The 20,665-nt window shown below is 66.4% G+C and carries 20 protein-coding genes; 8 read left to right on the plus strand and 12 right to left on the minus strand.

Annotated elements, in window-relative coordinates:
- Positions 1-3: 3 nt before the first annotated feature.
- The 3 genes from AB0C78_RS17315 to AB0C78_RS17325 all read left to right on the plus strand — a co-directional run bounded on the left by AB0C78_RS17315 (position 4) and on the right by AB0C78_RS17325 (position 2,798).
- Positions 4-786: a hypothetical protein gene (locus AB0C78_RS17315; protein WP_360748409.1), complete on the plus strand. Its 783-nt coding sequence runs from the start codon at positions 4-6 to the stop codon at positions 784-786.
- Between the two features lie 122 nt (positions 787-908).
- On the plus strand, positions 909-1,292 hold the full coding sequence (locus AB0C78_RS17320; protein ID WP_360748412.1) for a hypothetical protein: 384 nt from the start codon (positions 909-911) through the stop codon (positions 1,290-1,292).
- 24 nt (positions 1,293-1,316) lie between these two features.
- Positions 1,317-2,798, plus strand: a complete 1,482-nt coding sequence (locus tag AB0C78_RS17325; protein ID WP_360748415.1) for a hypothetical protein — start codon at positions 1,317-1,319, stop codon at positions 2,796-2,798.
- Positions 2,799-2,989: 191 nt separating this feature from the next.
- Here the strand turns inward: AB0C78_RS17325 and AB0C78_RS17330 are convergent, their stop codons facing one another.
- The 6 genes from AB0C78_RS17330 to AB0C78_RS17355 all read right to left on the minus strand — a co-directional run bounded on the left by AB0C78_RS17330 (position 2,990) and on the right by AB0C78_RS17355 (position 5,849).
- Positions 2,990-3,178 carry a hypothetical protein gene (locus AB0C78_RS17330; protein ID WP_360748418.1) on the minus strand — a complete coding sequence of 63 codons (189 nt, stop codon included), beginning with the start codon at positions 3,176-3,178 and terminating at the stop codon, positions 2,990-2,992.
- A gap of 336 nt (positions 3,179-3,514) precedes the next feature.
- Positions 3,515-4,318, minus strand: a complete 804-nt coding sequence (locus AB0C78_RS17335) for a hypothetical protein (RefSeq protein WP_360748421.1) — start codon at positions 4,316-4,318, stop codon at positions 3,515-3,517.
- A gap of 21 nt (positions 4,319-4,339) precedes the next feature.
- Positions 4,340-5,122 carry a hypothetical protein gene (locus AB0C78_RS17340; protein ID WP_360748423.1) on the minus strand — a complete coding sequence of 261 codons (783 nt, stop codon included), beginning with the start codon at positions 5,120-5,122 and terminating at the stop codon, positions 4,340-4,342.
- 33 nt (positions 5,123-5,155) lie between these two features.
- On the minus strand, positions 5,156-5,371 hold the full coding sequence (locus AB0C78_RS17345; RefSeq protein ID WP_360748426.1) for a hypothetical protein: 216 nt from the start codon (positions 5,369-5,371) through the stop codon (positions 5,156-5,158).
- On the minus strand, positions 5,368-5,589 hold the full coding sequence (locus AB0C78_RS17350; protein WP_360748429.1) for a hypothetical protein: 222 nt from the start codon (positions 5,587-5,589) through the stop codon (positions 5,368-5,370). The genes AB0C78_RS17345 and AB0C78_RS17350 overlap by 4 nt, the downstream gene beginning before the upstream one ends.
- Positions 5,586-5,849 (minus strand): hypothetical protein, encoded by a 264-nt coding sequence (locus tag AB0C78_RS17355; RefSeq protein ID WP_360748432.1) that lies wholly within the window; start codon positions 5,847-5,849, stop codon positions 5,586-5,588. Before AB0C78_RS17355 ends, AB0C78_RS17350 begins: the two co-directional genes overlap by 4 nt.
- Before the next feature lie 191 nt (positions 5,850-6,040).
- On the opposite strand from AB0C78_RS17355, the gene AB0C78_RS17360 reads away from it, so the two are divergent.
- Together AB0C78_RS17360 and AB0C78_RS17365 are read left to right on the plus strand one after the other, a co-directional pair.
- On the plus strand, positions 6,041-7,249 hold the full coding sequence (locus AB0C78_RS17360) for a helix-turn-helix transcriptional regulator (protein ID WP_360748435.1): 1,209 nt from the start codon (positions 6,041-6,043) through the stop codon (positions 7,247-7,249).
- Positions 7,246-7,872 carry a 2'-5' RNA ligase family protein gene (locus AB0C78_RS17365; RefSeq protein WP_360748438.1) on the plus strand — a complete coding sequence of 209 codons (627 nt, stop codon included), beginning with the start codon at positions 7,246-7,248 and terminating at the stop codon, positions 7,870-7,872. The genes AB0C78_RS17360 and AB0C78_RS17365 overlap by 4 nt, the downstream gene beginning before the upstream one ends.
- 76 nt (positions 7,873-7,948) lie before the next feature.
- Here the strand turns inward: AB0C78_RS17365 and AB0C78_RS17370 are convergent, their stop codons facing one another.
- The gene (locus tag AB0C78_RS17370) at positions 7,949-8,536 is read right to left on the minus strand and encodes a hypothetical protein (RefSeq protein ID WP_360748441.1); all 588 of its coding nucleotides are present in this window, start codon (positions 8,534-8,536) and stop codon (positions 7,949-7,951) included.
- 108 nt (positions 8,537-8,644) lie between these two features.
- A complete protein-coding gene (locus AB0C78_RS17375) occupies positions 8,645-9,361 on the minus strand; it encodes an ATP-binding protein (RefSeq protein ID WP_360748444.1) in 717 nt (238 codons plus the stop codon).
- Between the two features lie 800 nt (positions 9,362-10,161).
- Here AB0C78_RS17375 and AB0C78_RS17380 point away from each other — a divergent pair.
- The 3 genes from AB0C78_RS17380 (at position 10,162) to AB0C78_RS17390 (ending at position 16,791) form a co-directional block, all read left to right on the plus strand.
- Complete coding sequence (locus AB0C78_RS17380) at positions 10,162-11,022, plus strand: helix-turn-helix transcriptional regulator (RefSeq protein WP_360748447.1); 861 nt, start codon at positions 10,162-10,164, stop codon at positions 11,020-11,022.
- Positions 11,023-11,024: 2 nt separating this feature from the next.
- Positions 11,025-11,231, plus strand: a complete 207-nt coding sequence (locus tag AB0C78_RS17385; RefSeq protein ID WP_360748450.1) for a DUF397 domain-containing protein — start codon at positions 11,025-11,027, stop codon at positions 11,229-11,231.
- 304 nt (positions 11,232-11,535) lie between these two features.
- Complete coding sequence (locus AB0C78_RS17390) at positions 11,536-16,791, plus strand: hypothetical protein (protein WP_360748453.1); 5,256 nt, start codon at positions 11,536-11,538, stop codon at positions 16,789-16,791.
- A gap of 83 nt (positions 16,792-16,874) precedes the next feature.
- Here the strand turns inward: AB0C78_RS17390 and AB0C78_RS17395 are convergent, their stop codons facing one another.
- The 4 genes from AB0C78_RS17395 to AB0C78_RS17410 form a co-directional block, all read right to left on the minus strand.
- On the minus strand, positions 16,875-17,714 hold the full coding sequence (locus AB0C78_RS17395; RefSeq protein WP_360748456.1) for an NAD(P)H-binding protein: 840 nt from the start codon (positions 17,712-17,714) through the stop codon (positions 16,875-16,877).
- Positions 17,715-17,728: 14 nt separating this feature from the next.
- Positions 17,729-18,355 carry a TetR family transcriptional regulator gene (locus AB0C78_RS17400; protein ID WP_360748459.1) on the minus strand — a complete coding sequence of 209 codons (627 nt, stop codon included), beginning with the start codon at positions 18,353-18,355 and terminating at the stop codon, positions 17,729-17,731.
- 232 nt (positions 18,356-18,587) lie between these two features.
- Entirely contained in the window at positions 18,588-19,550 is a 963-nt protein-coding gene (locus AB0C78_RS17405; RefSeq protein ID WP_360748463.1) for a hypothetical protein, read from the minus strand.
- A gap of 813 nt (positions 19,551-20,363) precedes the next feature.
- Positions 20,364-20,654 (minus strand): superinfection immunity protein, encoded by a 291-nt coding sequence (locus AB0C78_RS17410; RefSeq protein WP_360748466.1) that lies wholly within the window; start codon positions 20,652-20,654, stop codon positions 20,364-20,366.
- Positions 20,655-20,665: the final 11 nt, after the last annotated feature.

Consider the following 20,665-nt stretch of genomic DNA (forward strand, 5'->3'; position numbering starts at 1 on the left):
CCCATGACCGACCACGACCTCAACGCCACACAACTGGCGCGCGCCACCCAGATCATCCGAACCTACGAACAGCGCGCCTTCCCCGGCGGCGGCTCCCTGCTCGACCGCGACCCGCTCTACACCCGAGCCCTGCTCAGCGCTCTGATCAACGACCTGGAGCACTACGCCATCGATCACGATCTCGACTTCGCCGAGGTCATCGCCAGCGGCCGCGTGACCACCTCGCAGAACCCCGGTCAGGACACCGCACCGTACAAGGTCAGCGACGAGGTCCGCCTACCCCTGCACGGCAACCGCTGCGGCACCATCGTCGGCTGGACCACCAGCAGAACCGACGCCGGGACGATCTACCTCGTCGAAGTCCCCGGCATCCCCAACATCCTCGCCGCGCTGGCCGACCACCTGGCCCCAGCACCACCCTTCCCACCGACCAAAACGCCCCTGGGCACCATCTCCCATGCCGACCAGGCCGAACGCGCCTACATCAGCCTCGCGGCCCGCCTCACCACCGCCACGGCACCCGACCACGCCGCCGTCAAACGCTCCTGCGACAACCTGATCGAGGCGCTCAGCTCCTGGTCGGGCGTTCCCGCACACCAACTGCGCAACGAACTCGACCCCAAACCGCCCCCGCCTGCACCTGCCAGCCGTCCACGTGACGCCGCAGCCGCCGCCAACGACTTCCCGCACGACATCACCCAAGGCATCCCACCCGCGCCAAGACCCAACCACGGCCATCCCACCAACCAGTCCAGGCCTCGCCAGGGCCCGACTCAAGCCACCTGACCACAGCCGGGAACTCAGATGCTCAAGACCTCTTTCCACCAACACGACCAAGCCCGGATCCGTCCCGGACCAGCACGCCCGGCACTGCGCCAGCCTCATTCGCTCGGACCAAGGACCCACAGATGACTCACGAACGCGAGCACGCCCAGGTCCGCCAGACCTGGTTCACCGAACTCCTCACCACCGCCCTCAAGGACCTAGCCCACGCCGAACGCGTCATCACCGCCTTCGCCGCCCAAGAACCCGACGGATTCATCGCCTGGGGCATGGCCGAGGGAGAAGCCACCCAGGCTCACCGTGCCCTGCGCCGAGCCCCGTCCCTGCAGGCCACCGCGCCCACCGACCACGACACCGCCAACGCAACCGCCGACGCCCTGTTCAACCTCGCGAGCAAGGTCTCCCAGAGCCTGGTGCGCGCCGCCGAACTGGCCAGCGACCCCGACGACAAGATGGCCTGCCTGCAAGCAGCACTGCACGCCGGCCTGCTCCGCGAAGCCCTCCGGTAGCCGCCCATGGTCACCTTCGGAGAGATGACCGCACTCGCCGGCGAACACCTGACCGACCTCAAACGCGCGATTCACACCCCGGACATCGGCCACCAAGCCGCTCAACCCGCCATCCGAGCCGAGCTCTCACAACTCGCCCACGTCCTCGTCCGCTACCACGACCAGATCGCCACCGGATTCGGCGTCCCGCACACCCAAGACCACGGCGTGCGGGACGCCGCCCGCCGCGCCTCCACACTCATCAACCACGCCGAACAACTCCTCGGCCCCCGCCCCACCACCGAAGCATCCGAATCCGTCCTCGCCGAAAAGATCCGCTGCGTCTCCATCGCGCTCGGCTGCGGCTTGGACCTGCTCGCCTCCCACGCCCCGACGACCCTCACCGAACCGGCCTCGGCCGACGCACCCACCATCGCCGCCACCGACACCGCCCGCGCCCTGATGCACCAACTCAGCACCCACACCGCCACCCTCGGCCACCTGGCGCGACACACCGGCGCCCCCTCCAACACCGCCACCCGGCCGCTCCTCACCGCCGCCGTCCTGACCAGAGTCTTCGGGACGAACGAACGGCCACCGATCAATCCCGTCCCGCTCCGCCACATTCCCGAACGGCTCCCACCGGCAGTCGGTGAAAACCCCGCCCGAGCCCTCACAGGAATCAGCGCGAGCATCCAACGCCTGAACAACCCCAACGCACCCGGCTCGATCGCAACCTGGCGCTACCTCGCCCGTGCAGCCGCCATCGCCTGCGACCTCAACAGCAAAACGGTCCTCCACCTCACTCGTCGAATGGAGGAACTGAACGAGAACGACCACGTGTCACACCTCAAGCAGGTCACCAAATCCATCAGGAGAACCAGCGGACGATGGAAAGCGATAACGCGACGCTGGGACACCTATGACAATTTTGGCCATCCCGCCACCGGCCTCGCCACCGACGCCAGCGACCTCATCATCCGTCTCGGCCGCATCATCCACGCCGACCCCGCGTGGACACCAAGCCCACGCGCCTCCTATCAGCTGAAACCACCTGAGGAACTCGCCGCCACCACGGCCGACGCCGCGCGCATCGCAAGCGCGGCCCTCAAAACCCTCGAAGCCTGCAACGTCATCGCCGCCAACCACCAGACCGCGATCAACGACGTGGCGGTGATGGGCGTCCTCCAACAGCAACAACAACGCCCGAGCTTCAGCCCCCGCGTCCCCGCATCAACCCGCCGACTACTCGAGCTCTATAAAGCCACCGAAGCCCAAGGGATCCAAACCGTCACCACCCTCGGACGTGCGGTCCAAGCCCTCGCAGCCGACAACCCAGAGCACACCGACGAAGCTCGCCTCATCATCCGCCGAGCGACCACCAAAGCCATGCCCACTCAAAGCACGCTCGCAGCTACTGGCTTCCCAATCGCCATCGGAGACTGCCTAACCGACTCAGATCCAGGACTTCGAAGCTCGTCACCGAACAGCGGAGGGGAAAGAAATCAAAAGCACCCAACTCCCTGAAGCAGCGCGAAATCCAGCCGCGATTATCGCGCAACGATCACCAGGATGAGTCCGCACCGCGCTACTGTGCTGGGACCTCCTCGGAAGCCGCTGATGCTTGCTCATCGTTGACCCCTGGAGGCAGTGGTCTAAAGATAACCGCAGTGCCGACCAAGACATGTCGTGCCCGGGGAACGAGGTTCTGGACATTCCTACCGCCGAGCCAATAGGTACCTGACCTTCAATGCGATGATGGCGTGCGCTCCCCGGTGCACGGCTTGTTGAGCCAGATGATCAAGCCCAGCACCGATCTCGTCATGGTCGACCCACACGGGCCACGCCTGGTCGATCGGCGGCGCATCCGCGGTCGGGATACCGTCGGTGGTGTAAATCGGGATCACTGCACTATTTTGGAAGTCCGCGCAGGTCAAGGCAAGTTCACCAGGGCGCACCACCGCCTCGGGCCCGCGCCCTCCGCACGGTGACAACGGCTGAAGGGCACACGGCCCGTTGCCTAAGCAGCGGGATAAGCCCGCGTGGAGTTCCCAGCCTCAGGCCGCCGCCGATGAGATCGGCGCGACGGGCCGGAGAGACTAACTGTGTCGCCGAGTCCAAGAGCTAGCCGGTACGGGACACCTCGAGCATCATCATCCCAGATGCCCTGCCCTCCACTGTGGCCGTACGGTTACCGTGTCCGGGCATTGTTGGCATGGGTCACGGTGGCTACGAGGGCGCGGTCACTGCAGCCGGTAGTCGGCCCATTGGCGCGCGGCTGCGGCGTGTTCGAGCGCCCAAGCCTCGGTGTTCGTGGAGAGGTTGGCCTGCCATTTGTCGGCAAAGACGCGAGCGAACAGGTCGACGGCGGCGGGGCCGGCGGACGTCCAGGCTGGGAACCGCGCGGCCCAACGCTCCGCTTCGTTCGGGGTGTGCCCGGCTTTCAGCAGCCAGGGGATGAGCAGCGCCATCTCCAGGAACGCGGCGCCCCGTCCAGCGAACGTCCAGTCGACCACGTAGGCGGTGTCGTCGCCGCCGAGCAGGACGTTGGCGGGGTTGAGGTCGGCGTGCAGGAGCGTGTCGCCGGCCAGTGGGGTCATGTCGCCCATCGATTCCCAGCGGCGCTCGACCCGCTTGGGCTCCAGCACATCCGGCAGCGGGTGCGCCTGCAGGCTGTCGATGACCTCCGCCAGGGCGTCAAGGTCCGGCGAGCCGGGGGCGTAGTCGGCGTGCCGGGCTTGGACGTGTTCGAAGGCCAGGACGAGCCACCCGCCCGCCTCCACGGTCCAGTGGAGGCGGGGGGCGTACTCGGTGACGTGGGGGTTGATCGCGGCTTCCCAGCGCAGCGACCGGACTTCCGGGCCGTCGGTGTCGGGCGCGGTCTTGCGTGCGGCCTTGACGAACAGCCGGCCGTCCGCGGTGTGGATGGTCGCGGCGATGTCGGCGTGGTTGCCGGCGGGCGCGGGCTCGACCCGCTGGATGGGGCCGGTGCGCGCCGTGACCGCGCCGAGCACCTCGGGCGGCAGGTCGGACCAGTGGCTGCGCATGGATCAATCCCCGTGGTGGTGTCAGGCGTTCATCGGCGGCTGCGCGCAGTTCTCCGGGCAGCAGGACTCGCCGTCCATCCACCATTCCAGATCGACGCGGTAACCGGTGGCGCGCATCGCCGCCAGGCCGCGCTCGGACGCCTGCCCGGACCGGATGTCCTCGTCCATGATCGGCAGGTGATGCATGAACCGGCCCGCGACCATGTCGCACACGGCCGCGAAGGTGCGGGTGCGCATCATCGAGCGGTGCCAGATCTTGTCGACGGCGGGCGAGGGCGCGAACTTCACCCAAGCGCGGGCGTCGCCGCCGACCGCTGTCATGGTGTCTCCCCACGCCTTCATGAAGACGAGGAACTGCTCGACACCGCGCTCGGCGTAGGGGCGAGTGACCTTGTCGAAGGCCACCACGTCGTTCACCATCTGGTCGAACAGTTCGGCTGTGACCAGATCGCGGGGGTCGCGGGCGGTCGCTTCCGCCCGATCAAGAGTGACGGTCATGTGCACCTCCGGCGCGAATATGGGTTGATACCGCGGCCCCGGCGCGCGCCTGCCGACCGGAGCCACGGAGATTGAGGGAAGCGCCCTAGACTCTGCGTTCGCGAAGGCTGCCCGAGCACCGCAGCGAGCCCGAGCCCGACGCTCCTCGGATGACCTGATCGGCGTCGCCCGCTCGGCCACGCCGTCCGGAACGTCGAGCGTGACCGCGCCCCCGGACACAGTGCGGTTGCGCCAGGTGTCGCCACCCTTGCCGACGAAAGGGGAGACGATGCGGCGATCCTGCGCCAGAGCCCAGAGGACACCCATGGGGACGAGGTTGCAGGCCGATGACCTTGTCGATCACGAGCGTGTCCGATCGAGCGCGAGGTAGAGCTCGGCGGCGCTGGGCGCCTGGACGCTGTCGGCTGCGGTAACCGTCTCGCTCAGCAGGGGCGGACGCGAGGCCCACCAACTGCCCCCGGCACGCGCGATGCGCCAGCCGGGGAACTCGGCGCGGAGCCGCTCCTCCAGATCCGCGGAGTCCTCGATGTCCACCGTCCAGGCCGGGGCGGTCACAGTTGCGACTCCCGCCGCTTCCGCTCGCGCCGCTCGTCGGCCAGCCTCCAGGTCCGAACGATCCGTGCGGCCATGCATTCGACGTCGAGGGCCTCCCAGCCCTTCGCCTCGACGAGGAGCGCGGGGTCGGCGTCGTGGACGGCGCGCAGCCCACCACCGGGAAGCTCCTCGACCGTGAACTCGTAGATGCGCCGCCTCTCGGCGGTGAGGGCCGTCATGAGCGCGCACCCATCGTGAACTTGGCGTCGAGGATCTGTACCTCCAGGAGCTGCTCCCGGAGCGACTCAGCGGACTCGGCCTCGACAGCCCAGATGCCACCGGTCCAGAACGCACCGCGCTTGCGCTTGGCGTGCCAGCCGATCTGCTTCTCCGATCGCCCGATCCACCAGCCCGGGAAATCCTTGCGCAGCGCGTCCAATGCCTCCAAGTCTTCCGCGCTCGCCGCCTCCCGCGGCGCGGGACGCAGTACCTTGCCCATAGCCGGACCTGCTTTCCGGTCAGGCCCCGGAGTCCCGGCGTTCGCCCGCCGGCCGGGGCCGCTTCTGTGTCTGCGAGACCCTTCGCCCTACAGCGCAACGCATCGACGGTTACGGTGGAAGGCGCTGCCTGCTGCCCGTCAGCGGTGGCAGCGCGAGGCAGCAGGGCACCCCGGGGCGAAACGGGTGGGCGATGACAACCTTCGGCCAGAAGCTGCGCCGGCTCATGGACGAGCGGCGAATCAGCCAGCGCAAGCTTGCCGCCCTCGTCCCCTGCAATGACGGATACCTCTCGCGCGTCGCACGAGACCTGCGAACACCCACCCGTGAGATCGCCGAACGGCTCGACGAGCTACTCGACGCCGACGGCGACCTCACCGAGCTGGTACCGGAGAAACGGACTTCCACAGCCGACGACATCCTGGAGCTGGCCGCCTGGCTGGAGGAGACCAACGTCGGCGACGGTGCGGTCGACTACCTGGAGACGGCCACCCGCCGCCTGGCCCACGACTATCCCCGTCAGCCCCCGCTCGCCGTCCTGCAGGAAGCGCAGACCCTGCAGAGCCGTGTCGCCGAGATCCTGCGAAGCGGCCGTCAGCGTCTCGCGCAGACCCGCGATCTGCTGAGCATCTCCGCCGAGCTGTTCGCGCTGATCAACCTGCTCGCCGGGGATGTCGGTCGGTACCGGCTCGCCGACGCCTACGGGTACGGCGCTTGGACGTGCGCGCAGGAGGCCGACTCCGACACCGCCCGCGCCCTGGTGCTGTGCGCGCAGTCCAAGACCGCCCGCTGGGAGGGACGCTACGCCGACGCCGCGGAGCTGGCCGGTCGAGGCTTCCAGCTGGCCCCCGCCGGCGGTCGCGGACGGGTGCTGCTGGCAGTGTCGGAGGCGGCGGCCCTCCAGGCGCGCGGTGACATCGCCGCGGCGAATGAGGCGATGCGCCGGGCCGAGGACGCGCGCGACACCTGCTCGGCAGCCGACGAGAGAGCCGACGCCTGGAGCTGCACCCGCGCCCGCCAGGCCACCTACGCCCTCCAGGTCGGGCTCGGTGCCCGCGACCCGGCAGACATGCTGCGCTCGGTCGCCCAGGCCGATGACGCGTGGGCCGACGGCGACCAATGGGTGTACGGGACATGGGCACAGGTCCGGATCGGCGCAGCGCTCGCGCATGTGATGACAGGCGACCCGGACGGCGCGGCCGAAGAGCTGAAGGAGGTCTTCGACCTCGGCGCCGACTACCGGGTCGTGACCATCATCGGCCGGATGGGCGAGATCGAGCGGCGCCTGGGCCACAGCCGATACAAAGGTGACCCGTGCGCCGCCGAGCTGCGCGAGAAGATCCGTGCCTTCCGAGCCGGATCGCTCGAGCACAAAGCACTGACCGCTGTGGAGGCCCCGTGAGCCCGCTACCCGCCCGCATGACCGACCACTGGTGGTGGCGCCCCGGTGTGCGGCCCGGGCGCCGCCTGCTCGTCTGGCACATCCTTCCCGACGACCAGACCGAGGCACGCGACCTCGCCCGACGATGCCAGGACAAACTGGCCGGCTTGCAGGGTCTGGACCTCATCCCGTCCGAGTGGCTCCACATGACCACCCAGATCGTCGGGTTCGACGACGAGATCACTCCGGCCGAGGCCGACGCGATGACCGCCGGGGTGGCCGAGCGCTTCGCGGCGCTGTCGCCCGTCGACGTCAGCCTGGCGCGGGTGTGGCTCCACAGCGAGGCCATCATGCTCGGCATCGAGCCACCGCGCGCTCTGGACTCGGTCCGCACCGCGATCCGCGATGCCGTCGCCAGCTCCGTGCGCGTTCACCAGTTGGCCGACGAACCGAACTGGACGCCGCACATGTCAGTCGCCTACAGCAACACCGAAGGACCAGCGGCACCCGTGATCAGAGCCCTCGACCTCCATCCGGACCCGGCACCGCTGCACGTGAGCGAGGTGCACCTGGTCGCCCAAGAACGCGTCGGCCACCTGTATCGCTGGGAGCGACGAGCAGCAGTCCCCCTAGGTGAGTCATAGTCAGTTCCTGGGCTGTCCCTGATGAGCCGCCAAGGCGACGCAGCAAGTGACCAGAAGCTCTCTTGTGAAGCAGGTTTCAGGCGCGCAAGACGCCGAAGGTCATGGGTTCTCCTCGGCGATAGCGGCGGTATTGCCGAGCAAGGACGTCGAGGGATAGCTGGGGCCAGTAGGTGACTGCGCCGGTCGTCTTGTCGATGACGAGAGTGGTGGGTGTTTCCAGGGTGGGGGTGGAGGGCGCTTCCGGGATCTCCACTAGGACCGGGATCGCTCGGTAACCCTCCGCGAACTCTTCGACGTGGAGAAGTATCGAGGTGCCGCCGTGGTCAAGCAGGCGCAGGTTGGCGCGACGCCAAGCCTCGGCGCGGTCGATGGTGCCGTGGCCGAGTGTGGTGGGCTCGTCCGACGGTTCGCGGGTGATAGCCAGGTTCGGCGTCGGGCCGTCCGCGGCCGCGGTTTCGAGGAGTGCGATGAGAGCCCGTCTGATCGCGAGGATCGAGTCGCGAGCGTGGCGAAGGGCCTCAATGGTCGGAGCATCGAACCGGGTAGCCGATACCGGTTGGGCGAGCAGGCGCTCGATGGCCTCGGTGTCGCCCTGCTGAGTGAGTTTCCCGACGGTCTCCACGGCTTGGAGGAGGCGGACGTAGCGGTCGGCAATGGTGTGCATCAAGGCGTCCTGAAGTGGATGGCGACACGGGCCGGGGACGCGGCGGACGGGAGGTTCCACCGCGCCCCCGGGGCTTTGGATCCCGTGTTCGGGATGGCTCTGATCAGGTCAGGGGGTTGAGCGGGTGCGCGATTCGTGGGCGGAGACGATGCGCTCGGCCGTCTCCTGAAGGTCGACCAACGGCTGCCGGAAGCGGCCTTGGCCATCGCGCCAAGAGAACGACTTGGGCTCGGCCTCAATGGTCAGGGCGCCGAGAGTGAGGATCGAGGTGCCACCGTTGGTACTGCGGCGTGTGGTGAGGACGCCACGTGCTCGCAAGACGGCCTGTAGGCGGTCCGCGGCGAACTCTGGGGCGATCACGCGGTCCGCCGCCGGCCATGGCGTCGGCAGGGGGAGGGTGAACCAGACGCACTTGCCGATCGTTGTGGTGAGGCGTGATCTGGTGAGGTGCGAGCCGGTGTGAGCGGCAAGGGCCGCCACGATCGACAGGCCTTTGCCGTGCTCGTCGAGCAGGTCCGCGTCGCCGACCACCGGCCAGATGTCGCGGTGAGCATCGAAGACGGAGACGACCAGTTCCGGGCCGGGGTGGGTTCGCGCCCAGATCCACAGTTCGGGACGCGCTGCCGAGGACGCATGGGTGTGCGCGTTCGTGGCCAGTTCGGACACCGCGAGCTTGGCGTCGTCGATCGGGTCGACGGTGAAGCCGAGCTCGCGCATCGTCGCGGCGATGAGGGAGCGGGCTCGAGAAGCGGCGCTGGGGTCCCGGGGAAGCCTGAAGGCGCAGGCGCCACCTGCCGGGATGTCGGCAGGCCTGCCGGTCAGCATCGTCCGCCCCGGTCAGATGCCTCGGTCATGCAGTGGCGGCCACGGCTGTTGCTGCGCCACTGAAAAGGCCAGCGAACGGACGGGATCGGAGCGGCCGGCTGCGGGAGCGGCACGGACACAGACGGCTGGAACGACGTACCGGATGAAGGCGGCCGGCGCCGCGCGGAACGGCCGACGGACTGAAGTTGACGTCTCAGGGCGCCAGGCGTCGTTCCTTCAAGGAGGCGGCAGGTGCCGTTCTGGGAGGTCAGAGCCCAGTAACTGCCGGTGTACTCGCCGAACCAGCACCTTGCGCGGGGGAACTGGAACCTGAGTTCATCGATGGCGTGGGCCGGGTCCGGCTCGACCAACGCCCAGGGCGCCGGCGACGTCACGGCCGGGTCCATTTGATCGCGCCCTCGGCTCCCGCCGTGGACGGACACGAGTCCGGGAGCGGGCGGCCTCCCCAGTACGGGTGGCGGATTCATACGATCATGCATGGGTCGGACCTCCACGTCCGATCAAGACCCCGGCCGGTGTTGCAGCACCGTGTCCGGGGTCGCTTCGCCTAGTCCGCGGTCCGTCTCCGTGGGCTCGCGTCGAAGCCGATCGGTTCGTGCGAACTCACCACTCTTCACAGCGGCGGACACGAGCGCCAGCATGCACCTCGAATCTGTGCTGCACAAGTGTGCGCATCCGCTTCGCGGTCATTGCTCCGCATATCTTCCGAAGAAAATCTCCAACGTGCTTGCCAGTCCCCGTTCCCGCCCATGGCTGCACTTGCAGCAGATAACTTGTGCCATGCAAGCAAAGGAGGATCCATGCCCCAGCCTCACGTGACGACGGTCAGGATGCGCCGTCTCGGCTCCGAACTCCGCAAGCTGCGAGAGAATGCCGGCTACACCATCGAGCAGGTCGCCGAGCACCTCGAGTGCTCGCCCTCACGAATCAGCCGCATCGAGACGGGCAAGGCGCAGCCACCGAAGCAGAGGGAGATCCGAGACCTGCTGGAGCTGTTCGGCACGGCGGACGTCCAGACCAGGGACACCCTTCTCCAGCTGGCCAAGGAGGCGGCGCAGCCGGGGTGGTACAACGAGTTCCAGGACGTCTTCCCGCCGCGGTTCGGCTCCTACATCGGCCTGGAGAGCGAGGCCGCCGAGCTGCGCCACTTCGACAACCAGCTCGTCCACGGGCTGCTGCAGACTCCCGAGTACGCCCGCGAGGTCCTCCAGACGACCCTCTTCGGGGAGGCCCCGAAGACGATCGACCGTCTGCTGGAGCTCCGGCTCGCCAGGCAGCAGATCCTCGACCGAATGGAACCGCCCTTCGCCCTCTGGGTGATCATGGACGAGAACGTCTTCCGGAGGCCGATCGGAGAGGCTCCGGTGGTGAGGGGGCAGGTGCGCCGCCTACTGGAGGCGGCCGAGGCTCCCAACATCACCTTGCAGGTTCTACCCTTCGGTAAGGGTGCACACGTCGGGCTCGACGGACCGTTCTCGCTACTCGGTTTCCCCGAGCCCACGGACCCGGACGTCGTCTACGTCGAAAGTCAGGCCGGCAACGCGTATCTGGAGCAACCGCACCAGGTCAACCGTATGACCACTAAGTTCAACCTGCTGGTGGCCTCCGCGCTCGACCCCCGCGAGACGACGTCCTTCCTGCGCGGCCTCGAGAAGGAGTAGCAATGACCGACCCGACCCGCTCCGCCCCGAACTGGCGCAAATCGACGGCCAGCCAGGGCAGCCAGGGCTGCGTGGAACTGGCCAAGGTAGCCGGAGCGATCGGCATCCGCGATTCCAAGAACCCCGAAGGGCCCAAGTTCTTCATTGACCGCGAAGCATGGCGCGACCTGGCCGGCCGAGTGAGCCGGGGCGAACTCGACCTGCCGTGAGGCCCGGCGCATTCAGGTGCACCGCTCAGCGCATAAAGCGATGATCAAAGTCAGTGAGACGCGGTTCCTCTCATAAATTTCCCGATAGTTGCGCGGGCCGATGGCCACCCCGGCCCGGCACACTGCGCAGCATCGATCACGCATGCTGCGCCAACACACTGACATGCCGATGACCGGACGTTCGTTAGTGGCGGCACGGCCATCGGCCGCCCCGGAGCGTCACCCCCCGCACCAAGATGATTGCTGGGCCGCAGCGTCCAGGTCATGTCCAGCAATACTGGACATTGCCTGCTACGTTGGTGCGATGGCGACTGCGGGAGAGACGCTTCGGGCGACTCTTAGTGAGAGTGAGTACGGCGCCCTTAAGGTGCTTGCCGATAGCATCACCCCACTCTCTGGCCGTAAGGTCGCGACCGCTCTGGGCGTATCCCCCACCACAGCAAACGTCGCGCTGGCCACATTGGCAGAAGCCGGGTTCGCCACTTCGAAGAAGTCGGGTAGAGCCTTCCTGTGGCAGCTCGCGGTCTCGAACCCCTCGATCAGCGCCTGGTTGGAGGAGATGATGCCTGCTGCCGCGGCGCCTTCGATGGGATCGAGCCCGTACTCGACGGGCGGCGGTGGTGTCCGCTTGGAGCACTCTTATGCGGCGTGTCTGATTGCTGGATTCCTCGCGGGCGACGCCCTGCCCGAGCTTGGCGACGGCATATCGGTCGACAGTATTCGACTTCAAGCGAGTGATGTGAGCGACGTCGATGACATCCTCATCGAGGGGCGCGACGCTCAGGGTGAAATTCATCGCTCATCGATTGCCGTCCGCAGGAGCCCTGCCCTTACATCGAGCGACAGCGCGTCCGTTCCCCTGATCCGAGACTTCTTGGCGATCGTCACGGACCACTGGTCCGAGGCGTCTTCAGGACGGTGGCAGATCGTCCTCGCGGTCTCCACGAACGCCAACGCGATAATGCAGCTCGCTGAATTAGCGGAGCTTGCCTGGTCCCTTCCAAACGCGGGTGCCCTGGCGAATCGTTTGACGCAGTCAGGGCGAACGAATGTCGATCTTCGTAAGCGCTACGACCACATCAAGGACCTGGTTAGGCAAGCGTCGGTGGGTCTCGCCTCAACCAACGGATTGGGCGCGGAGGAGCTGACCTGGCGGCTCCTCTCAAGTCTCAGCACGCGAAGCCTGCACTTGGAGAGGACAGACCGGGCAGACCGAACTGTAGCAGTAACCGCATTGCAGCGTGTGATCCGCAACGGCACGCCGGCCACGGCAGACGCACTCTTCTCGCGGATAGAGGAGCTCGTGGGGAAATGGGCGCCGCAGGCGGCAGTGCTGACGCAGTCCGTGATCCGCCGGAGCCTAAGCGACTACCCGCTTTCGGGATCCGCCAGGTTCGCAAGCGCGTGGGAGGCAATCGGCCGACTTGGCGTCTGGCTGCGCGAGTCGATTCATCCGGCCTTGCGGTCGGCCTCACAGTCACTGGAGTTGGAGCGTGCCGAGGAAAGATCGAGCCTCATTCAGGCCATGCGGTCAGTGGGCGCGTCCACTGGTGCTCTCGTGGTCACCGGCGATCCAGATGTAGGGAAGTCCGCCTTGTCGCTGCGCGCGGTCGAGGCACTCGAAGAGGAGGGCGCGGCTGTCTACGCTCTCAGCTTGCGTGATCTCCCCCATACCCCGGCAGAGCTCGAGTCCCAGTTGGGCGGATCGGCTATCGACGATGTCATGGCAGCCGGGGAAGTGCGACCCATCCGCCTCCTTTTGGTCGATGGGGCGGAGGCTGTTCTCGAAGGCAAGGGTCGGGCCTTCCGGGCACTCGCTACAGCTGCTCTGAGGGCCGGCTTCGGCGTCGTGGCCGTCACGCGAAGCGACGGCTCGCGCCAGGTTCGTGACGAGCTGGCACGCGCCAGAGAGCTGGCTGGATCAGGCGGCGCTCCGGCTGAACACGTCGTGGGGCCGCTGACTCACCATGAGCGCCAAGCCCTTCCGGCGACCTTCGCCGCGCTCGCCCGTTTGGGCAGTGACCCGCGTGCAGGTTGGCTCCTTGGCCGACCAGGTCTTGTTGACGTGCTGCTGCGGACCGGCGCGGCTCTCGACCCAGCCGACCTGCTGTGCGAAGCAGATGTGTTCGCTGCAGTGTGGCGGAGCCTCATCCGTCGGGACGAGATCCATGCCCCGGATGCTGCCTCCCCAGATGATCGTGAGCAGGCCGCCCTGAGTGTGGCTAAACGAACCATCGGCGTCGCCGCCAACCCACCGCACGGAACCGGCTCGGCTGAGCTGCGCTCGGACGGTGTCCTCCGAGTCCCCAACAACCCTGCCCTCTCGCCCGGCGATGAATTCGCAAGCGATCTGTTCCGTGACTTCGCGCTCTGTCGGCTCTTCATCACGCACGGATGGGAACCCCTTGCTTCGGCCAGAGCCCCGCGCTGGTCGATCCGAGCGGCTCGCCTCGGATGCCAGACCGCACTGCTCCAACGGAACGACTCGAGTGGCTGGGCGAGCCTGTCGATGGCCTTCAGTGAGATCGCTAATGCTCATGGCGACAGGTGGTTGGAAGTACCGTACGAAGCCCTTCTCACACTCGGGGACGCCGAGGCAGCCATTCGCGAATTGTGGGGGACTCTGACGGAAAACAACTGTGCTGCCCTCATGACATTGCTCCGCCTCGCCGAGACCCGATATGTGACCGGAACCATCGGCGATGCTTACTCGCTTGCGCCCCTCGTGAAGGTCGCCTTCCGCGAACGGCCAAAGATCGAGCGCGGACCGCAGGTCGACAATCGAGCCATCTACGAAATAACTCAGAACATCGTCCTAGCTTGGCTACGTGGAATGGCGACTACTCGTCGACAGCCGGATCCCCTCCGTCAGGACGTCCGTGACATCATCCTTGATAGTGACCCGCCGTTCTACGATGACTTCGCAATCGAGGCGCTCGCCTCTCTGGGAGCGGACATTGACGACCGAGCGGAGGCGTGGCTCCGTGAAGTCTCCCAAGACAGGCCGGGAAGCCTCAACCCCGCCGTGGAGTCGGCGATTGTCGCTCTCAGCATGTCGCAGACTCGACCGAAGTTGCTGTTGGATCTCGCTGAGGCCTATTACATCGAGCTGCCAGATCCACGTGACCGCTGGGGCAGTGGTCACGCCTTCGAGGACGGCATCCGGGATTTCAAGCATGGACTTACCTCTGGTTTCGGCGTGCCGCAGGCCGCTTGGCACTACGGCCCATTCTTCCGCTTGCTCAACACGATCCCGGTCGAAACAATTGGCTTCATCAACCGGATGCTTGATCACGCGGCCAAATTCCGAGTTGATCAACTCGCAACTCTCAGCGGCCAATCTGGCGAGCCTGAAGATCTAAAAGGTGTGCAGCTCGATCTGCCTGGGATTGGTCATCGGTTGTATGTCGGCGACAGCCACGTCTGGGCGTGGTATCGCGGAACGAGTGTCGGACCGTACGCGTGCATGAGCGCGCTCCTTGCGCTGGAACGCTTCATCGACCACCTTCTGGAGAAGGTGAAAGTACCAGCCCAAACGATCATCGAGCTTCTCCTACGCGACTGCCACAACCTCGCGGTACCTGGCCTAGTGGTGGGCTTCTTGACTCGACACCCCGACGCAACAGGGATCCTTCTTGATCCCTTCCTGGCCTCCCCGGCCATCTGGCACCTTGAGACCGGGCGTGTTACCAGCGACTACGGATTTTGGGTACGCGATGCGGACGCTGACAAGTTGTCCGGGATTGATCGGCGTCGACACACCTTCCATGAGACCGTGGGCGCGATGGTGGTTAACGCTCGGCTCACTGGTGACGATGATCGACTCGCCCAACTCCAGGCGATCGGAACCGAACTCCTCGAGACTGCCCGGGCCGAACTCGCGGGTGCTGGGAGCGACTACGACGACTACCTGGCATTGATCGAGAGCTGGTCAGAAGAGTTTCGCATCGAGAACTATCGACTCAGCCGGCGCGGGGACCAGATTGCCATCCAATTCGAGCGCCCAGAGCGAATCGAGAGGGTGCTCGAGCCCCGCAATGCAGAACTCGAAACGACGAACGCTCTTTATGGCCTCCAGAACCGCTACGCGCGCTACAACGACGACCCCGAAAACTGGCCAGTTGAAAACCTCGCTGAGGACCTTGCGACAGCCCGCAGCCTCGACGAAAAGGACCAGGTTCCAGAAGGAATGCTTTGGCCGGAAAACGGCCTCGTGGCCGTCGCCGCAGCAACTGTGCGAGCCCACGCCATGAGCCTCGCTACGTTAGATACGTCCAGTGTGACCTGGGCGGCTGACACCGTTATGTGGGCCGCCGAGAACCCACGAACCGACGGGCTGAGTTACAGTGGATCGTGGTTCTCGATGGGGGCTGACCGCGCCGCGGCTGCGGCCGCACCGCTGCTTCTCCTCACACCATTCGACAACCTAGGTCTAGACCGGACGCGCATTGAAAACTGTCTGCGGTCTCTCGCGACGAATCTCTTCGACGAGGTACGCGCAATATACGTCAAGGGCTGCGAGCCGGTTTGGGTCGCCCCCTGCGACATCGACGACGGCGCGAATCAATGCCTTCGGCATACGCCGGCGTGGATCGCCGCAACGGCCGGCCTGATCGACTGCAAGCTCGGCCCATGGAACCAAGAAACGCAACAGCGGGAAGCAGATCCGCTGCCGCCACCATTCTGCGATTCGCTCCCGGCCGTCGCCGCCGACCAACTCCTGGTCAACCGACTCCGAATGCCGCTGGCATGCATGGTCGACGCCCGCAGAGTTCCATGTCTTCAAGACGCGGTTAGCGATCTATGGACGCCGCTCTGGGACGCCCATTGCAGAGGCATCGCCCACTGGTGGAAGGAAGGATACGACCACCACGCCCACATCCACCACGTGCCGATCGCCGAACGAATGATCAAGGTCACACTGGATGGAGATCGAGAGCCCGTTAGGGCTCACGTCGAGTATCTCGCCGTAGACTCAAACGCCCTGCACATGCTCTTCGACGGATTCAGGACTGTCTTCACCTATGACGAGGAGCTTCGACGATCCATGGCCGACTTCTGGCCATGGGCCTTGGAGATCGCTCTTGACGCCATCGGCGACGGAACCGAGCTGCGCTCGCAGCGCCACCACTGGTTCGACTACATGACCGCGGCCATGCTCCCCACCCCGAACGCGAGAATATCGGACCCCGACATCGACAGCACTTTTGCTCGATGCCGTGAGGACTGGCTCCAACCCGACACACTCGGTCGGCTTGCGGACCGCTGGCTACGCCTCGCCCGCTGGCAACCTAAAGCCGCTGATGCCGTGATTCAGTTCTCCAAGAGCGCACCCCCGCAATGGCAGACGACAACCGCGCTTATCTGGATTGAGTTGATCGTCGACGGGCGTTACGATCTCTTTGCCAACCATCTTTGGTTTCTGGAGGAGTGGCTGGCGGAACTCCGCAACCGCGGTGCGATAGTCGGGGACATCAAAAGTCGATACCACCGAATTGTTGACGGCCTGGCCGCCGCTGGCGATCGAGCCGCCGTGAGGCTTCAGCAACTGGACGAGTAGTGATCTCAGGGATGCTCCCCGCACTCGTCCGCTCATGCCGCAGATCGCGCGGCTCTGCCGAATAGCGTGCACAGCGCGGTTCGTCAACGGAAGTCGTCGGCGTGGTCCACGGCCCACTGTGCGAAGGTCCGCGCGGGTCGGTCAGTGACGTCCTCGACGGTCGTGGAAACCTGGGCGGGGGTGCCGTTGCGGGCCGCCCATTGGCGCAAGAAGGTCTCCACGCCGATCGCCGGGATGGTCTTGCTCAGTTCCACTCGCGCTTCGTCCACAGAGATCGTCTCGAAGCGGATCGTCCGGCCGAGGGCCTCGCCTATGTGCTCGACCTGCTGCCACAGCGTGAGCGACTGCGGCCCGTAGACGGTGTATGCCTGTCGCCGGTGGCCTGGCCGGGTCAGCGCGGTCACCGCCAGCGCGGCCATGTCCTTCTCGTGGACCGGTGCGGTCTGCGCATCCGGATACGGGTTGCGCACGACGCCCTCGTCCCGGATCGGCCGCTGCCACCACCACAGCGTGTTGGTGGCGAACATCCCCGGGCGAATGAACGTCCAGTCGATGCCGGACCGCTCGATGGCCAACTCGACGGTCCGGTGCTGCCGGGCGATCGGATTGTGTTCCGCGTCCGGGAGCACGACCGCCGCCGACGACAGCAGTACGACGTGCCGGACGCCCGCGGACGCGGCGGCGTCGACGAAACCCTCGACACCGTCGGGTTTGGCGTAGAGGAACACCTTGTCGGCGCCCTCCAGCGCGGCGGGCAGAGTTTCGGGACGCTCAAGATCGGCCGCTACGGCCTCCACGCCCGGCAGGAGGCCCGCGGTCTCGGGTGTCCGGCTGGTGGCCCGGACCTTGTCGCCCGCCGCGAGCAGACCACTGACGACGTGACGGCCTACGTTTCCCCTGGCCCCGAAGACGGCCGCGACCATGTTCGGCTCCTTTCTCAATGCTCGGCTGCGCCGAGCAGCTTGATCAGTTGGTCGTGCAGGCGACGCCGGACCGCCGGAGACAGCGGATCATCGCCCAGCAGTTCCTGTACGAACTGCGGCAGGGTGATCGGTGAGAAGACCACCGCGTAGATGACCAGGAGCGCGAACTGCGGGTCGATGCCGTCGGTGACCTCGCCGGCGTCCCGGTGCTCACGGATCCGCTGCACCCCCTGGGCCAGCGTGGCCCGCTGGGACTGCGCGTAGCGCTCACCCTCCTCGGCGTCGGCGAAGGGACAGTCGCCCAGCGCCTGCCAGACCACCAGCCGGGCCCAGTCGGGGCGGTCCAGCGTCGTGTCGAGATAGGCGGAGACTGACGCGTCGAACGAGGCATTGGAGGCGGCGATGGACGCATCGATCCCCTGCCGGCGGCGCCGGAGCTCCTCCAGCAGGCCCTGCTTGCCGCCGAAGTGGTACGAGATGAGCTGCGCGTTCACCTCCGCGCGCGCGGCGATTCCGGCGGTGCGTGCGCCGGCGTAGCCCTTTGCTCCGAACTCGGCCATGGCGGCATCGAGGATCCGCTCCCGGGTCTGCTCCGTCGCCCGCCCGCGATCCTCCGGCCGTGGCGCTCTTCGTGCCGACATGACCGTCACCTAATCAGTCAATCAGTTGAATGACAAACGTCAATCAGATGATTGACGCCAAGGCACCGGACCGGTCCCATCCATCGGACGACCAACGTTCGCGGTGCGCTCGCCGATCCAGGGGCCCTTCCGGCTCTGTTCCCCCGCTTGATCGTGTATCCGCATCTGCCGCAGGCAGCGTCAGCTGGCCCCTCAAGCGGACTCGTTCGCTAGTGATACCCGGCGGTTTCGGTCAGTCGGCTGTGGCGAGGCATCCGTGTTCTGTGGGCAGTCCTTCGCATCGCTGGGCCCAGTCGCGGAGGTCGGCGGCGAAGCTGGTCGACAACCGGTCAAGGTAGCCGTCCGGGTTTTCGTTCCTGCTTCGGGCGGCCTCTTGCAACTCGCTGAGCATGACCTGTTGGGTGCCCTGCATGAAGTCCTTGTAGCCGAGCTCGTTGAGCCTGCTGATCAGTGAGTCGATGAGCTTGCCGATGCAGCCCCGCACACGGTCGTCGGGATCGTCGCGCCAGATGCCATAGAGGCGGACGGCGACCGCGCGCAGGGCGCTCTCGTTGGTCGGTCCGGCGAGTGTCATGTTCACCAGTGCCTCGACCAGCAGCAGCTTGGCCCGTGGGCTGAGTTTGGGCACCCAGCAGCCCTCTACTGCACTCGGCCAGTGCAGGGACTGACAGGGATTGAGGCGAGTCGAGTGGCGGCACAGCAACTCGGCGGCGATGAGCTGCGCGTTGGACGATGGCGAGCGGAGTGCCGCATCGATGACGAGCACGGCGGTCTCATGGGACACACGCGGATTCTCGGATGACCACAGGTCGACCAGCAGAGTCACGGCGAGATCGGCGTTGTCGAGCTTGGTGAGCGCCAGGAGCCCGGAGGCCAGCGCGGCCGGGTCGGATGAGCTCTCGTCAGCGGGGGCGATCAGCTGCCCCGCGCGCATCGCAGAGTCCAATCTGAGCTGACGGCTCTGTTCGGCCTTTTCCGTCTGCAGCCGGTGCTCGGTCTGGCGGTTCACCATGAACCCGATCAGCGTCACCGACGCGGTCACCAGAACGCCGACAAACGTGAGCACGGCTGCAAGCCGCGCCGCCTCCCCATCCCCCAGGTGGAGCGGCCCAAGCAGCAGACCTGCGGGTAGGACGCACATCACCAACAGCACGGCGGCCGCGAACAAGACGAGTTTCCTGTCGTCCTGGCTCATGCTGTCTCCTCGCGATCCGGGGGACCATCGTGGCGTGTCGCTCATGGAGACGGCCACGTTCAGACCTCAACCGGACACATCGCGTCTCCTGCCGAGATGGAGGTCGGCGGCGGTCCTTGTGGCCTCTCCTGTGTACATCCGAAGAAGATTGCAGAAGGGGAAGGGGGCGTTGAAGGGACCGGTGCTGTTCAGGCGGAAGATCCTTGAGAGGATCGCGGGCGGGCGGATCGACTGGGTGTTCCGGGGTGGGCCGAGCCCCGGAGCCGCGCGGGGAGCACCCAGCGCACCTGGGCGGGGATCGTCATCATCGACTCGGTCATGGCTGTCACGCCCAAGGAGATCACCGAGGAGGACGCCCTCCGTTCGAGCTTCCAAGACCGCGCGGCACTTCTCACTGCGCTGTCCAAGAGTCGGAAGGAGGGCGGTTACCACCGTGTCATGCTCCATCTGGGCGGTCCCAACACCCCATCAGAGCTGGCCGGAAACGCCGACCTGACCGAATCTGGAATTGGCCGACCTCAAAGCCGCCCTGGACGCCATCGGCGCCCGAGCCCGGTGACCGCGCTGGTCTTCATCGCGTACCTACTGCCGATCGGCCGATCGGCCCGCAGATCGTCGGTGCCGAGTAGCGACCGGCCCAGTGTCCCTGGTCAGCCTGAGCCCGGGAGGGCACCGGCGCCAGCGAACAGTGCGGCGTTTGTGGGGGTTGGCAGCCACAAAGGGCGGCGTTCCCTGATGACGTGCCCTGGCAGTCTCCCCGGCGCGCTGGTGATGCTGCGTCTGCGCAAGAGCCATCCGTCATCGCTGACGTCTTCACGCATATGGCGCTCGTCGCTGTGCGTGCCTGTGCCGGCCTGCAGCCGGAGGCGGGTACCGGTGCGTCGCCGCTGGAGGACGCGGGTAACGGCGGGGCCACCTGATCGCGGTGATCAGTGCGATCGGCCAACCGAAGACGGTGGCGCAGCAGATCACGTTGAGCAGGATGAGGTAGCTGATGTCGTCCGCGCCGCGGGCGATCGCGATCAGGGTGGGCAGCGCTGAGACGAACACGAGGATGCCGATCAGCGCGAGCCAGAAGAACGGGCTGTTCTCGATGGCGGTCATGTCTCGTCCTT

The sequence above is a fragment of the Actinomadura sp. NPDC048394 genome, assembly GCF_040651755.1.
Classification (GTDB): domain Bacteria; phylum Actinomycetota; class Actinomycetes; order Streptosporangiales; family Streptosporangiaceae; genus Spirillospora; species Spirillospora montaniterrae.

Excerpts from the sequence above, each read along its gene's own strand:
- AB0C78_RS17315 (WP_360748409.1), top strand. The coding sequence starts at position 4 with ATGACCGACCACGACCTCAACGCCACACAACTGGCGCGCGCCACCCAG.
- AB0C78_RS17320 (WP_360748412.1), top strand. The coding sequence starts at position 909 with ATGACTCACGAACGCGAGCACGCCCAGGTCCGCCAGACCTGGTTCACC.
- AB0C78_RS17325 (WP_360748415.1), top strand. The coding sequence starts at position 1,317 with ATGACCGCACTCGCCGGCGAACACCTGACCGACCTCAAACGCGCGATT.
- AB0C78_RS17335 (WP_360748421.1), bottom strand. The coding sequence starts at position 4,318 with ATGCGCAGCCACTGGTCCGACCTGCCGCCCGAGGTGCTCGGCGCGGTC.
- AB0C78_RS17340 (WP_360748423.1), bottom strand. The coding sequence starts at position 5,122 with ATGGGTGTCCTCTGGGCTCTGGCGCAGGATCGCCGCATCGTCTCCCCT.
- AB0C78_RS17350 (WP_360748429.1), bottom strand. The coding sequence starts at position 5,589 with ATGACGGCCCTCACCGCCGAGAGGCGGCGCATCTACGAGTTCACGGTC.
- AB0C78_RS17355 (WP_360748432.1), bottom strand. The coding sequence starts at position 5,849 with ATGGGCAAGGTACTGCGTCCCGCGCCGCGGGAGGCGGCGAGCGCGGAA.
- AB0C78_RS17360 (WP_360748435.1), top strand. The coding sequence starts at position 6,041 with ATGACAACCTTCGGCCAGAAGCTGCGCCGGCTCATGGACGAGCGGCGA.
- AB0C78_RS17370 (WP_360748441.1), bottom strand. The coding sequence starts at position 8,536 with ATGCACACCATTGCCGACCGCTACGTCCGCCTCCTCCAAGCCGTGGAG.
- AB0C78_RS17375 (WP_360748444.1), bottom strand. The coding sequence starts at position 9,361 with ATGCTGACCGGCAGGCCTGCCGACATCCCGGCAGGTGGCGCCTGCGCC.
- AB0C78_RS17380 (WP_360748447.1), top strand. The coding sequence starts at position 10,162 with ATGCCCCAGCCTCACGTGACGACGGTCAGGATGCGCCGTCTCGGCTCC.
- AB0C78_RS17385 (WP_360748450.1), top strand. The coding sequence starts at position 11,025 with ATGACCGACCCGACCCGCTCCGCCCCGAACTGGCGCAAATCGACGGCC.
- AB0C78_RS17390 (WP_360748453.1), top strand. The coding sequence starts at position 11,536 with ATGGCGACTGCGGGAGAGACGCTTCGGGCGACTCTTAGTGAGAGTGAG.
- AB0C78_RS17395 (WP_360748456.1), bottom strand. The coding sequence starts at position 17,714 with ATGGTCGCGGCCGTCTTCGGGGCCAGGGGAAACGTAGGCCGTCACGTC.
- AB0C78_RS17400 (WP_360748459.1), bottom strand. The coding sequence starts at position 18,355 with ATGTCGGCACGAAGAGCGCCACGGCCGGAGGATCGCGGGCGGGCGACG.
- AB0C78_RS17405 (WP_360748463.1), bottom strand. The coding sequence starts at position 19,550 with ATGAGCCAGGACGACAGGAAACTCGTCTTGTTCGCGGCCGCCGTGCTG.
- AB0C78_RS17410 (WP_360748466.1), bottom strand. The coding sequence starts at position 20,654 with ATGACCGCCATCGAGAACAGCCCGTTCTTCTGGCTCGCGCTGATCGGC.